Origin of the sequence: Streptomyces sp. NPDC005955 (assembly GCF_042871255.1) — a bacterium.
In the GTDB taxonomy this organism is placed as follows: Bacteria; Actinomycetota; Actinomycetes; order Streptomycetales; family Streptomycetaceae; genus Streptomyces.
In genome coordinates this window covers 192,881-206,669 of record NZ_JBIAIF010000007.1, presented here as the reverse complement: position 1 = coordinate 206,669, position 13,789 = coordinate 192,881, and the positions used below count along the sequence as shown (strand labels likewise).

General features: G+C 66.5%; 9 protein-coding genes. 1 reads left to right on the top strand and 8 read right to left on the bottom strand.

Annotated elements, in window-relative coordinates:
- Nucleotides 1–14: 14 nt before the first annotated feature.
- The 8 genes from fusA to ACFYOU_RS19365 all read right to left on the bottom strand — a co-directional run bounded on the left by fusA (nucleotide 15) and on the right by ACFYOU_RS19365 (nucleotide 13,446).
- Nucleotides 15–2,135: an elongation factor G gene (gene fusA, locus ACFYOU_RS19400; RefSeq protein WP_389771135.1), complete on the bottom strand. Its 2,121-nt coding sequence runs from the start codon at nucleotides 2,133–2,135 to the stop codon at nucleotides 15–17.
- Between the two features lie 39 nt (nucleotides 2,136–2,174).
- Entirely contained in the window at nucleotides 2,175–2,645 is a 471-nt protein-coding gene (gene rpsG / locus ACFYOU_RS19395) for a 30S ribosomal protein S7 (RefSeq protein WP_073792897.1), read from the bottom strand.
- A gap of 2 nt (nucleotides 2,646–2,647) precedes the next feature.
- On the bottom strand, nucleotides 2,648–3,019 hold the full coding sequence (rpsL, locus tag ACFYOU_RS19390) for a 30S ribosomal protein S12 (protein ID WP_007823146.1): 372 nt from the start codon (nucleotides 3,017–3,019) through the stop codon (nucleotides 2,648–2,650).
- Nucleotides 3,020–3,369: 350 nt separating this feature from the next.
- Nucleotides 3,370–7,281 (bottom strand): DNA-directed RNA polymerase subunit beta', encoded by a 3,912-nt coding sequence (locus tag ACFYOU_RS19385; protein ID WP_386999928.1) that lies wholly within the window; start codon nucleotides 7,279–7,281, stop codon nucleotides 3,370–3,372.
- A gap of 96 nt (nucleotides 7,282–7,377) precedes the next feature.
- A complete protein-coding gene (gene rpoB, locus ACFYOU_RS19380) occupies nucleotides 7,378–10,863 on the bottom strand; it encodes a DNA-directed RNA polymerase subunit beta (protein WP_385493637.1) in 3,486 nt (1,161 codons plus the stop codon).
- A 628-nt stretch (nucleotides 10,864–11,491) separates the two neighbouring features.
- Entirely contained in the window at nucleotides 11,492–11,875 is a 384-nt protein-coding gene (gene rplL, locus ACFYOU_RS19375) for a 50S ribosomal protein L7/L12 (RefSeq protein ID WP_389771130.1), read from the bottom strand.
- 131 nt (nucleotides 11,876–12,006) lie between these two features.
- Entirely contained in the window at nucleotides 12,007–12,543 is a 537-nt protein-coding gene (rplJ, locus tag ACFYOU_RS19370) for a 50S ribosomal protein L10 (protein WP_366114088.1), read from the bottom strand.
- Between the two features lie 342 nt (nucleotides 12,544–12,885).
- Nucleotides 12,886–13,446, bottom strand: coding sequence for a DUF1396 domain-containing protein (locus ACFYOU_RS19365; RefSeq protein WP_389771126.1), 561 nt, complete (start codon nucleotides 13,444–13,446; stop codon nucleotides 12,886–12,888).
- A gap of 142 nt (nucleotides 13,447–13,588) precedes the next feature.
- On the opposite strand from ACFYOU_RS19365, the gene ACFYOU_RS19360 reads away from it, so the two are divergent.
- Complete coding sequence (locus tag ACFYOU_RS19360; protein WP_389771124.1) at nucleotides 13,589–13,756, top strand: hypothetical protein; 168 nt, start codon at nucleotides 13,589–13,591, stop codon at nucleotides 13,754–13,756.
- Nucleotides 13,757–13,789: the final 33 nt, after the last annotated feature.

Here is a 13,789-nt window from a genome sequence, read left to right as displayed (position 1 = left end):
TGTACTCGGTTGAGTTACTCGCCCTTGGCCTTCGCGATGATCTCCTCGGCGACGTTCCGCGGAACCTCGGCGTAGGAGTCGAACTGCATCGAGTAGCTCGCGCGACCCGACGTCTTGCTGCGGAGGTCGCCGACGTAGCCGAACATCTCCGACAGCGGGACCAGGCCCGTGACGAGCTTGGCACCGTGGCGGTCTTCCATCGACTGGATCTGACCGCGACGGGAGTTGATGTCACCGATGACGTCACCCATGTAGTCCTCGGGCGTCGTCACCTCGACCTTCATCATCGGTTCGAGCAGGGCCGGGCTGGCCTTGCGGGCGGCCTCCTTGAAGGCCATCGAACCGGCGATCTTGAAGGCCATCTCGGAGGAGTCGACCTCGTGGTAGGCACCGTCGAGCAGGATGACCCGGACACCCGTGAGCGGGTAGCCGGCGAGCACGCCGAACTCCATGGCCTCCTGGCAGCCGGCGTCCACGGACGGGATGTACTCCCGCGGGATGCGGCCACCGGTGACCTTGTTGACGAACTCGTAGCCGTCGCCCTCAAGCGGCTCCAGTGCGATCTGCACCTTCGCGAACTGACCGGAGCCACCGGTCTGCTTCTTGTGGGTGTAGTCGAGGCGCTCGACCTGCTTGCGCAGGGTCTCGCGGTAGGCCACCTGCGGCTTGCCGACGTTGGCCTCGACCTTGAACTCGCGGCGCATGCGGTCGACCAGCACGTCGAGGTGCAGCTCGCCCATGCCGGCGATGATGGTCTGGCCCGTCTCCTCGTTGGTCTTCACACGGAAGGACGGGTCTTCCTCGGCCAGGCGCTGGATGGCGACACCCAGCTTCTCCTGGTCGCCCTTGGACTTCGGCTCGATCGCGACCTCGATGACCGGGGCCGGGAAGTCCATGGACTCCAGGATGACCGGGTTCGCCGGGTCGGCGAGGGTCTCACCGGTGGTGGTCTGCTTCAGACCCATGACGGCGACGATGTCACCGGCGCCCACCGACTCGATCTCCTCACGCTTGTTCGCGTGCATCCGGTAGATCTTGCCGATGCGCTCCTTGCGGCCCTTGACCGAGTTCTGCACCTGAGAACCCGACTCCATGCGGCCGGAGTACACCCGGACGAACGTGAGCTTGCCGAGGTGCGGGTCGCTCGCGATCTTGAACGCCAGGGCGGCCAGCGGCTCGTCCTCGGAGGGCTTGCGCTTGATGATCTCGTCCGGGTTGGACACCGACTGGCCTTCGATGGCCTCGATGTCCAGCGGGGACGGGAGGTAGCGCACGACCGCGTCGAGCAGGGGCTGGACGCCCTTGTTCTTGAACGCGGTACCGCAGAACACGGGGGTGATGGTGGTGCCCTCACCCTTGCCGGAGGCGATCGTGATGCGACGGACGGCCGCGTAGAGCTGCTCCTCGGTGGGCTCGGTGCCCTCCAGGTACAGCTCCATCATGGCGTCGTCGTTCTCGGCGACGGTCTCCAGCAGCTTGCCGCGCCACTCGGCCGCGGCCTCGACGTGGGTCTCGGGGATCTCGACGACGTCGTAAGCCTCACCGAGCGCGGTCTCGGCGGACCACACGAAGGCCTTCATGCGGACCAGGTCCACGACACCCTGGAAGTCGGCCTCGGCACCGATCGGGAGCTGCATGACGATCGGGGTGGCGCCGAGGCGGTCCACGATCATGTCGACGCAGCGGTGGAACTCGGCGCCCGTGCGGTCGAGCTTGTTGACGAAGCAGATGCGCGGAACGCCGTAGCGGTCCGCCTGACGCCAAACGGTCTCGGACTGGGGCTCGACACCGGCAACACCGTCGAACACCGTCACGGCACCGTCGAGGACGCGCAGCGAGCGCTCTACCTCGACGGTGAAGTCCACGTGACCCGGGGTGTCGATGATGTTGATCGTGTGGTCGACGTCCTCAAGCGGCCAGTGACAGGTGGTGGCAGCAGAGGTGATCGTGATGCCACGCTCCTGCTCCTGCTCCATCCAGTCCATGGTGGCAGCACCGTCGTGGACCTCACCGATCTTGTACGAGACACCGGTGTAGTACAGGATGCGCTCGGTGGTCGTCGTCTTGCCCGCGTCGATGTGAGCCATGATGCCGATGTTGCGCACCTTGGCCAGGTCAAGCGAAGTGGTAGCCATAAGGCTCAGTCTTCTCTCGGTTCTCGATGGGGTAAGCGACTACCAGCGGTAGTGCGCGAAGGCCTTGTTGGACTCGGCCATCTTGTGCGTGTCCTCACGCTTCTTCACCGCGGCACCGAGGCCGTTCGAGGCGTCGAGGAGCTCGTTGAGGAGACGCTCGGTCATCGTCTTCTCCCGGCGGGCGCGGGAGTAGCCGACGAGCCAGCGCAGCGCCAGGGTGTTGGCACGACCGGGCTTGACCTCGATCGGAACCTGGTAGGTCGCGCCACCGACACGGCGGGACTTGACCTCCAGGGTCGGCTTGATGTTCTCCAGCGCGCGCTTGAGCGTGATGACCGGGTCGTTACCGGTCTTGTCGCGCAGGCCCTCCATGGCGCCGTACACGATCCGCTCGGCGGTGGAGCGCTTGCCGTTCAGCAGCACCTTGTTGATGAGGGAGGTCACCAGAGGAGAGCCGTAGACCGGGTCGATGATGACCGGGCGCTTCGGGGCGGGGCCCTTACGAGGCATTCTTACTTCTCCTTCTTGGCGCCGTAGCGGCTGCGGGCCTGCTTGCGGTTCTTGACGCCCTGGGTGTCCAGGGAACCACGGATGATCTTGTAGCGAACACCCGGCAGGTCCTTCACACGGCCACCACGCACGAGCACGATGGAGTGCTCCTGCAGGTTGTGTCCCTCACCCGGGATGTAGGCCGTGACCTCGATGCCCGAGGTCAGACGCACACGCGCGACCTTACGGAGGGCCGAGTTCGGCTTCTTCGGGGTGGTCGTGAACACACGCGTGCAGACGCCGCGGCGCTGGGGCGAACCGTCCAGTGCGGGCGTCTTGTTCTTCTCGACCTTGTCCTGCCGGCCCTTACGGACCAGCTGCTGGATCGTAGGCACTACTTCTCCGGTTTCTGTGTGCCGATCATGAAGCTAACCTGGAACGTCGCCGACCCACGCGGTCGGGTGTGTCGAACGCCGTGATTCCGTCCACTCGGGACGGGAGGGCACGGATACGGTGGCCACGATCGGCCACCCGTACGGTTGAGGACACGCACGGGGGCCAGGGCACACCCCAGGCACAAGGTATGAGCGTACCGACCGCACCCAGCGTGGTCAAAATGATATTGGTCCGGCCGTTTGCGGACCCCCTGCCGAGGGGGACGGAAAAGGGTCGCCGACGCCCGGAGGGCGGGCATCCCTGGGATGCCCGCCCTCCGGCCTGACTGCTGCGCGTGCGCGCGGTACGACTACTGGTTGTAGGGCCCGTAGTCGTAGTCCTCCAGGGGAACGGCCTGGCCGGACCCCGTACCGAACGGAGAGTAGTCGATGTCGTCGTACCCGACGGCCGAGTACATCGCGGCCTTCGCCTCTTCGGTGGGCTCGACCCGGATGTTGCGGTAACGGGCGAGACCCGTACCGGCCGGGATGAGCTTGCCGATGATGACGTTCTCCTTGAGGCCGATCAGGGAGTCGGACTTGGCGTTGATCGCCGCGTCCGTCAGGACCCTGGTCGTCTCCTGGAAGGAGGCCGCGGACAGCCACGACTCGGTCGCGAGCGACGCCTTGGTGATACCCATGAGCTGCGGACGGCCGGAGGCCGGGTGACCGCCCTCCTGCACCACGCGACGGTTCTCGGTCTCGAACTTCGACCGCTCCACCAGCTCACCGGGCAGCAGCTCGGCGTCACCGGACTCGATGATCGTCACACGGCGGAGCATCTGCCGGATGATGATCTCGATGTGCTTGTCGTGGATCGACACGCCCTGCGAGTTGTAGACCTTCTGGACCTCGCCGACCAGGTGGACCTGCACGGCCCGCTGACCGAGGATGCGCAGCACGTCGTGCGGGTTGGTCGCACCGAAGGTGAGCTTCTGGCCCACCTCGACGTGGTCGCCCTCACGGACCAGGACCTTGGCGCGCTTCGAGATCGGGAAGGCCGTCTCGTCGCTGCCGTCGTCCGGGGTGACGACGATCTTCTTGGTCTTCTCGGTCTCCTCGATCCGGACGCGGCCGGCCGCCTCCGAGATCGGGGCGACGCCCTTGGGCGTACGGGCCTCGAAGAGCTCGACGACACGCGGCAGACCCTGGGTGATGTCGTCACCGGCCACACCACCGGTGTGGAAGGTACGCATCGTCAGCTGGGTGCCGGGCTCACCGATGGACTGGGCGGCGATGATGCCGACCGCCTCACCGATGTCGACCAGCTTGCCGGTGGCCAGCGAGCGGCCGTAGCACATGGCGCAGGTGCCGACGGCGGACTCGCAGGTCAGGATCGAGCGGGTCTTGACCTCTTCGACCCCGTGGTGGACGAGCTGGTCGATCAGCACGTCACCGAGGTCGACGTTGGCCGGCGCGATGACCTTGCCGTCGATGACGACGTCCTCGGCCAGCATGCGGGCGTAGACGCTGGTCTCGACGTCCTCGGTCTTGCGCAGCGTGCCGTCCGCACCGCGCTCGGCGATCCGCAGCTTCAGACCGCGCTCGGTGCCGCAGTCCTCCTCGCGGATGATGACGTCCTGGGAGACGTCCACGAGACGACGGGTGAGGTAACCCGAGTCGGCGGTACGCAGGGCGGTGTCCGCCAGACCCTTACGGGCACCGTGGGTGGAGATGAAGTACTCCAGCACGGACAGACCCTCACGGAACGACGCCTTGATGGGCCGCGGGATGGTCTCGTTCTTGGCGTTCGACACCAGACCGCGCATACCGGCGATCTGACGCATCTGCATCATGTTTCCGCGCGCGCCCGAGTTCACCATCATGAAGATCGGGTTCGTCTTCGGGAAGTTGTCGTTCATCGCCTCGGCGACCTGGTTGGTCGCCTGGGTCCAGATCTTGATGAGCTCCTGAGTGCGCTCTTCCTTGGTGATCAGACCGCGCTCGTACTGCTTCTGGACCTTCTCGTCCTTGGCCTCGTACCCGGCGACGATCTCCTTCTTCGCCTCGGGCACGACCACGTCGGAGATGGCGACGGTGACGCCGGAGCGGGTCGCCCAGTAGAAGCCGGCCGCCTTCAGGTTGTCGAGCGTCGCCGCCACGATGACCTTGGGGTAGCGCTCGGCGAGGTCGTTGACGATCTCGGAGAGCTGCTTCTTGCCGACCTCGTAGTCGACGAACGGGTAGTCCTCGGGCAGCAGCTCGTTGAAGAGCGCGCGACCCAGGGTCGTCCGCAGACGGAAGGTGTCACCCTGCTGCCACTCGCCGCCGAACCCGTCGGGGCCGGCCTCGTCGACGGGCGGGGTCCAGCCGCGCGGCGGGATGGTGCCCACCGGGAAGCGGATGTCCACCCGGGACTGGAGGGACAGCTCGCCGGCGTCGAAGGCCATGATCGCCTCGGCCACGGACGCGAAGACACGGTCCTCGCCCTTGACGCTGCGCATCTCGCCGTCGGTGGTCAGGAAGAACAGACCGAGGACCATGTCCTGGGTCGGCATCGTGACCGGGCGGCCGTCGGCGGGCTTGAGGATGTTGTTCGAGGACAGCATCAGGATGCGGGCCTCGGCCTGCGCCTCCGCGGAGAGCGGCAGGTGCACGGCCATCTGGTCACCGTCGAAGTCCGCGTTGAACGCGGTGCAGACGAGCGGGTGGATCTGGATGGCCTTGCCCTCGACGAGCTGCGGCTCGAACGCCTGGATGCCCAGACGGTGCAGGGTCGGTGCACGGTTCAGCAGCACCGGGTGCTCGGCGATGACCTCTTCGAGGACGTCGTACACCACGGTGCGACCGCGCTCGACCATGCGCTTGGCCGACTTGATGTTCTGCGCGTGGTTCAGGTCCACCAGGCGCTTCATCACGAACGGCTTGAACAGCTCCAGCGCCATGGCCTTCGGCAGACCGCACTGGTGCAGCTTCAGCTGGGGGCCGACGACGATGACGGAACGGGCCGAGTAGTCGACGCGCTTGCCGAGGAGGTTCTGACGGAAGCGGCCCTGCTTGCCCTTGAGCATGTCGGACAGCGACTTCAGCGGACGGTTGCCCGGACCGGTGACCGGACGGCCGCGGCGGCCGTTGTCGAACAGCGCGTCGACGGCCTCCTGGAGCATCCGCTTCTCGTTGTTCACGATGATCTCGGGGGCACCGAGGTCAAGGAGACGCTTGAGGCGGTTGTTCCGGTTGATGACCCGGCGGTACAGGTCGTTCAGGTCGGAGGTCGCGAAGCGGCCACCGTCCAGCTGCACCATCGGACGCAGGTCCGGCGGGATGACCGGGACGCAGTCCAGGACCATGCCCTTGGGGCTGTTGCTGGTCTGGAGGAACGCCGAGACGACCTTGAGCCGCTTGAGGGCACGGGTCTTCTTCTGGCCCTTGCCGGTGCGGATGATCTCGCGGAGGCGCTCGGCCTCCTCGTCGAGGTCGAAGGACTCCAGGCGCTTCTGGAGCGCGGCGGCGCCCATCGAACCGTCGAAGTAGGTGCCGAAGCGGTCGCGGAGCTCGCGGTAGAGGAGCTCGTCGCCCTCCAGGTCCTGGACCTTGAGGTTCTTGAAGCGCGTCCACACCTCGTCGAGGCGGTCGATCTCGCGCTGGGCGCGGTCGCGGAGCTGCTTCATCTCGCGCTCGGCGCCCTCGCGGACCTTGCGGCGCACATCGGCCTTGGCGCCCTCGGCCTCCAGCTCGGAGAGGTCGGTCTCCAGCTTCTTGGCGCGGGCTTCGAGGTCGGCGTCACGCCGGTTCTCGACCTGCTGGCGCTCGACGGAGACGTGGGCCTCCAGCGACGGCAGGTCACGGGTACGACGCTCGTCGTCCACGTACGTGATCATGTACGCGGCGAAGTAGATGACCTTCTCCAGGTCCTTCGGCGCGAGGTCCAGGAGGTAGCCCAGGCGTGAGGGAACGCCCTTGAAGTACCAGATGTGGGTGACCGGGGCGGCCAGCTCGATGTGGCCCATCCGCTCACGACGCACCTTGGCGCGCGTGACCTCCACGCCGCAGCGCTCACAGATGATGCCCTTGAACCGGACACGCTTGTACTTGCCGCAGTAGCACTCCCAGTCCCGGGTCGGACCGAAGATCTTCTCGCAGAAGAGTCCGTCCTTTTCGGGCTTCAGGGTGCGGTAGTTGATCGTTTCGGGCTTCTTGACCTCGCCGTGGCTCCACTGGCGGATGTCATCCGCGGTGGCGAGGCCGATCCGAAGCTCGTCGAAGAAGTTGACGTCGAGCACTATGCGTCAATCCCTCTCAGGGTTGTGTCTCTCGTGGTCTGTACGGGGTCCGGGGCTGCGGCCGGGATCACCTGGTGGTGATCCCGGCCGGACCCGTCAGACCTCTTCGACGCTGCTCGGCTCGCGCCGGGACAGGTCGATGCCGAGTTCTTCCGCCGCGCGGAAGACGTCCTCGTCGGTGTCGCGCATCTCGATGGACATGCCGTCCGAGGACAGCACCTCCACGTTGAGGCACAGGGACTGCATCTCCTTGATGAGCACCTTGAAGGACTCGGGGATGCCGGGCTCGGGGATGTTCTCGCCCTTGACGATGGCCTCGTAGACCTTCACGCGGCCGGTGACGTCGTCGGACTTGATGGTCAGCAGCTCCTGGAGGGCGTACGCGGCGCCATAAGCCTCCAGCGCCCACACCTCCATCTCACCGAAGCGCTGGCCACCGAACTGGGCCTTACCACCCAGCGGCTGCTGGGTGATCATCGAGTACGGGCCGGTCGACCGGGCGTGCAGCTTGTCGTCGACCAGGTGGTGGAGCTTGAGGATGTACATGTAGCCGACCGAGATCGGCTCCGGGAACGGCTCGCCGGAGCGGCCGTCGTACATCTGGGCCTTGCCGGACGGGAGGACCATGCGGTCGCCGTCGCGGTTGGGAACGGTGTGCTCCAGCAGGCCGGCCAGCTCGTCCTCACGGGCACCGTCGAAGACGGGCGTGGCGACGTTGGTGCGCGGGGCGACCCGGTCGGCCTCGATGGCCTGGAGGCGCTGCGCCCAGTCGTCGCCGAGGCCGGAGACGTCCCAGCCCTGGCTGGCGAGCCAGCCGAGGTGGATCTCCAGGACCTGTCCCGGGTTCATTCGGGACGGGACGCCGAGCGGGTTGAGGATGATGTCGACGGGGGTGCCGTCCTCCAGGAACGGCATGTCCTCGATCGGGAGGATCTTGGAGATGACGCCCTTGTTGCCGTGGCGTCCGGCGAGCTTGTCGCCGTCCGTGATCTTCCGCTTCTGGGCGACGTACACCCGCACGAGCTGGTTGACGCCGGGCGGCAGCTCGTCGCCCTCCTCGCGGTCGAAGACGCGGACGCCGATGACCTTGCCGGTCTCGCCGTGCGGGACCTTCAGCGAGGTGTCGCGGACCTCACGGGCCTTCTCGCCGAAGATCGCGCGGAGCAGGCGCTCCTCGGGAGTCAGCTCGGTCTCGCCCTTGGGCGTGACCTTGCCGACGAGGATGTCACCGGCGATGACCTCGGCACCGATGCGGATGATGCCGCGCTCGTCGAGGTCGGCGAGGACCTCCTCGGAGACGTTCGGGATGTCCCGGGTGATCTCCTCGGGGCCGAGCTTGGTGTCACGGGCGTCGACCTCGTGCTCCTCGATGTGGATCGAGGAGAGGACGTCGTCCTGCACGAGGCGCTGCGACAGGATGATCGCGTCCTCGTAGTTGTGGCCCTCCCACGGCATGAACGCGACGAGCAGGTTCTTGCCGAGCGCCATCTCACCGTTCTCGGTGGCGGGACCGTCGGCGAGGACCTGGCCCTCGATGACGCGGTCGCCCTCGGAGACGATGACCTTCTGGTTGACGGAGGTGCCCTGGTTCGAGCGGGAGAACTTGGCGACCCGGTACGTGTTGTACGTGCCGTCGTCGTTGGTGACGGTGACGTAGTCGGCCGAGACCTCCTGGACGACACCGTCCTTCTCCGCCTTGATGACGTCACCCGCGTCGGTGGCGCAGCGGTACTCCATGCCGGTGCCGACGAGCGGCGCCTCCGCCTTGATGAGCGGAACGGCCTGGCGCATCATGTTCGCGCCCATGAGGGCACGGTTGGCGTCGTCGTGCTCCAGGAACGGGATCATCGCGGTGGCGACGGACACCATCTGGCGCGGCGAGACGTCCATGTAGTCGACTTCGGTGCCGGGCACGTAGTCGACCTCGCCGCCGCGGCGGCGCACCAGGACGCGGTTCTCGGCGAACCGGAGGTCGTCGGTGAGCTGCGCGTTGGCCTGCGCGATGACGAAGCGGTCCTCTTCGTCGGCGGTCAGGTAGTCGACCTCGTCGGTGACCTGGCCGTCGACGACCTTGCGGTACGGGGTCTCGACGAAACCGAACGCGTTGACGCGGCCGTAGGAGGCGAGCGAGCCGATCAGACCGATGTTCGGGCCTTCGGGCGTCTCGATCGGGCACATGCGGCCGTAGTGCGAGGGGTGCACGTCACGGACCTCGAAGCCCGCCCGCTCACGGGAGAGACCACCCGGGCCGAGCGCCGACAGACGGCGCTTGTGGGTGAGCCCCGACAGCGGGTTGTTCTGGTCCATGAACTGCGACAGCTGGCTGGTGCCGAAGAACTCCTTGATGGAGGCGACGACCGGCCGGATGTTGATCAGGGTCTGCGGCGTGATCGCCTCGACGTCCTGGGTGGTCATGCGCTCGCGCACGACGCGCTCCATGCGGGCGAGACCCGTACGGACCTGGTTCTGGATCAGCTCGCCGACGTTGCGCAGGCGACGGTTGCCGAAGTGGTCGATGTCGTCGGTCTCGACGACGATCGTGCGGCCGGACTCGCCGACCGTCTCGATCTCACCGGCGTGCAGCTTGACCAGGTACTTGATGGTCGCGATGACGTCGTCGGTGGTGAGCACGCCGGCGTCCAGCGGCTCGTCGGCGCCGAGCTTCTTGTTGACCTTGTAGCGGCCGACCTTGGCCAGGTCGTAGCGCTTCGGGTTGAAGTAGAGGTTCTCCAGCAGGGTCTGGGCGGCCTCACGCGTGGGGGGCTCGCCCGGACGCAGCTTGCGGTAGATGTCGATCAGCGCGTCGTCCTGGCCCTGGGTGTGGTCCTTCTCCAGGGTGGCGCGCATGGACTCGTACTCGCCGAACTCCTCCAGGATCTGGTCGGTGGTCCAACCGAGGGCCTTGAGGAGGACGGTGACGGACTGCTTGCGCTTGCGGTCGATGCGGACGCCGACCATGTCGCGCTTGTCGATCTCCATCTCCAGCCAGGCACCCCGGGACGGGATGATCTTGGCCGAGAAGATGTCCTTGTCGGACGTCTTGTCGATGGAGGAGTCGAAGTAGACACCGGGGGAACGGACGAGCTGCGACACGACGACACGCTCGGTGCCGTTGATGACGAAGGTGCCCTTGTTGGTCATGAGCGGGAAGTCGCCCATGAAGACCGTCTGGGACTTGATCTCGCCGGTCTCGTTGTTGGTGAACTCGGCGGTGACGAAGAGCGGCGCGGCGAAGGTGAAGTCGCGCTCCTTGCACTCGTCGATGGAGTTCTTCGGCGGCTCGAAGCGGTGGTCGCGGAAGGTCAGCGACATCGACCCGGAGAAGTCCTCGATCGGGGAGATCTCCTCGAAGATCTCCTCCAGACCGGACTTGGTGGGGACGTCCTGTCCGCTGTCCAGAGCCGCCTCTACACGAGCCTTCCACGCGTCGTTGCCGAGCAGCCAGTCAAAGCTCTCGGTTTGCAGCGCAAGAAGGTTCGGAACCTCAAGGGGCTCCTTGATCTTTGCAAAGGAGATGCGCAGCGGGGCGGTGCTGGCGCCGTTGTTCGTATTCGCGGTCGAGGCAGTGCGCGAGGCGGCCAAGAGGGGGTCCTTCCGAGGGCTCGGACTCACTACGCGCGTACCGGTCCCCCGCCTGGACACCACAAGACGTCGACACGAAATCCCAGGTCAGGGCCGGTTTTCGACTCGGTGCTCAAGCATGGGCATGCCCCTGGTGACGGGCAGGAGGCAGCTAACAGGCAGCGCAAAGGGTCAGTGTAGCCACAAGGCTCACTGATGTCCAGTGCGGGTTCACTGCCACCCTTTGTCCGCTCCACACCTGCTGTCCGTCACTGCCCTCGACGCACATCGATACTGCCCTCTTCGTCGCCGATCCATGCCTCGGAGTCGGATCGTTGTGACGACGCGTCCTGAGAATTGCGCGCTGCGTGCGGTTCGTCAAGGCCCCCTAGCCCGAACCGAGTGCCGCGATCGTCACTGATCACCGCCGTGGGCGGGCCGTCACCAGGGCCGCCGCGGGCACAACGAAGATCACCATACTCGTCGGCACGGACCACGCAAGCAGCCCGTCGGCGGCGCCACGAACGCCGAACGGCGACCACCCACTTGGGTGATCGCCGTACGGTGCGTCCGCGTTACAGCGGCAGGGTACGAGGGGGTGCCGCGAGGGCACCGCGCTCGTGCGGGAGTCGGCTGGACTCCCGTGGGGTCACTTGACCTCGACGGAGGCGCCGGCGCCCTTGAGGGCCTCGGCGGCCTTCTCCGCGGCGTCCTTGGCGACCTTCTCGAGGACCGGCTTCGGGGTGCCGTCCACGAGGTCCTTGGCCTCCTTGAGACCCAGGGAGGTCAGCTCACGCACGACCTTGATGACCTGGATCTTCTTCTCGCCGGCGCCGAGGAGGATGACGTCGAACTCGTCCTGCTCCTCAGCGGCCTCGGCGGCCGGGGCACCGGGGACACCGGCGGCAACGGCGACCGGGGCGGCGGCGGTGACGTCGAAACGCTCCTCGAACGCCTTCACGAACTCGGAGAGCTCGATGAGGGTCATCTCGTCGAACTGGGCAAGCAGGTCGTCCTGGCTGAGCTTCGCCATGATGGGCGATCCTTCCACTAATTCGGCAGGTGCCGGATGTACATGTCAGGCGGGCGTACGTCGGGCCCGCGGTGACCGTCTCCGCGCCGGGGCGCGTGCCTCAGGCGGCGACGGTCAAAGTGCGAGCCGAATTACTCGGCACCGCCCTGCTCGCCCTCGGCCTTCTTGGCACGAAGCGCCTCCGCGGTGCGGACGAACTTCGAGGGAAGCGCCTGGAAGAGCGCGGCAGCCTGGGACTGCTTGCCCTTCATGGCACCCGCCAGCTTGGCGAGCAGAACCTCGCGGGACTCGAGGTCCGCGAGCTTCTTGATCTCGTCGGCGGACAGCGCCTTGCCGTCAAGGACACCGCCCTTGATGACGAGATTGGGGTTGTCCTTGGCGAAGTCACGAAGACCCTTCGCCGACTCCACCGGGTCACCGGTGACGAAGGCGACCGCCGTCGGACCGTTGAACAGGTCGTCGAGCGTCGAGATCCCGGCCTCATTGGCAGCGATCTTGGTCAGCGTGTTCTTCACCACGGCGTACTGGGCGTTCTCACCGAGCGAACGGCGCAGCTGCTTGAGCTGTGCCACGGTGAGACCGCGGTACTCGGTCAGCACGGCGGCGTTCGAGCTGCGGAACTTGTCCGTCAGCTCGGCAACCGCGTCAGCCTTGTCGGGCCTCGCCATGAGCCTCGGCCTCCTTCCGGGTGATTCGGACCGCGCGGACCCGAAGGAGGACTGAGGAAAAGAAAACGCCCCGGCGCAGGCGCACGGGGCTCAGCTCTACCAGGCGGAAATCCGTCCAGGAGCAATTCCACGGTCACCTACGCGGGTCGTCCGCAGTTCAGCGGATCCTTCGGCCACCGCGACTCGGATGAGTGCGCGGCAACGACCAGCGGTCTTTGGCTTCTCGGGAAGCATACGGGAACGGGCGTGCGCCAGGCAAATCGGCCACCTCGGGCGGTTCCCCCGAGGTGGCCGGCTGCCGGTGACGGCCGGGTAACGACCGGGAACGACCGGAAAGCACCCTCAGGCGGCCGGCTCCGCTTCGACGTCCTTCATCATCTCCGCCAGGTCCATGACCTCGGAGGCGGGCGGGGCCTTCACGGTGACGGGCTTGTTCACGTCACCGAAGGTCATCGTCACGTCGAGCTTGCCCTGCTCGGCGTCGCCCTGCATGCGGAACTGCTTGGTGCGGTCCTCCTCGGTGATCCAGATGTCCATGGTGAAGTTCTTCACACCGAGGTCCTCGTACTGCTTGAGGCTCTTCTCGCGCTGCTTGCGGGTCTCGGCCTTCTCGTCCTTCAGGGAGGCGCGCAGGTCCTTGACGGAGACCGTGCCCCGGTACTGGGTGGTCTCCTCGCCCTCGATGGTCGCGGTGCCGATCTTCTTCACGTCCTCGGCGCCGTCGAGGAAACCGGACTCCGCGGCCGGGTTCTGGCCGACCTGACCGGGGACCTTGCCGGGGCCGCCGGCAGCGCCCTTCCCCGCCTCGTCGAGGCCGGAGAGGTCCATCTTCAGGAACCGCTTGCCGCCCAGTTCCTCGGCCGCTTCCGGGTTCCCGCCGAGGTACATGGCCTCGTCGACCATGATGATCTCGACCTCGCCCGGCTGGCCGGGGGTGTCCGTCGACAGCTTCATGCTCATCGCCGGCGGCTTCACGCTCATCTGCGCGTTGCCCTCGACCTTGCCCTGGCCGGGATAGGTGCCCTTGATCTTGTAGCTGAGCGAGGTGATCTTCTCGTTCTTCTCGGACGCCGCCTTGACCGCCGCGGCGGGCGACATGTCGGAGGAGTCAGAGTCGGACCCGCAGGCGGCCGTGCCGCCCGCCAGGAGCGCCACGACGAACGCGCCGGCAGCGGCCCTCGACTTCTTGTTGATGTGCATTCCCCACCCCTGAGCAAACGTGAACTGCGTGTTGCGCTTCATGCTG

What these genes read in the sequence shown, in the direction of transcription:
- rplL (WP_389771130.1), bottom strand. Translation starts at nt 11,875, where the DNA reads ATGGCGAAGCTCAGCCAGGACGACCTGCTTGCCCAGTTCGACGAGATG.
- fusA (WP_389771135.1), bottom strand. Translation starts at nt 2,135, where the DNA reads ATGGCTACCACTTCGCTTGACCTGGCCAAGGTGCGCAACATCGGCATC.
- ACFYOU_RS19365 (WP_389771126.1), bottom strand. Translation starts at nt 13,446, where the DNA reads ATGGTCGACGAGGCCATGTACCTCGGCGGGAACCCGGAAGCGGCCGAG.
- rplJ (WP_366114088.1), bottom strand. Translation starts at nt 12,543, where the DNA reads ATGGCGAGGCCCGACAAGGCTGACGCGGTTGCCGAGCTGACGGACAAG.
- rpsG (WP_073792897.1), bottom strand. Translation starts at nt 2,645, where the DNA reads ATGCCTCGTAAGGGCCCCGCCCCGAAGCGCCCGGTCATCATCGACCCG.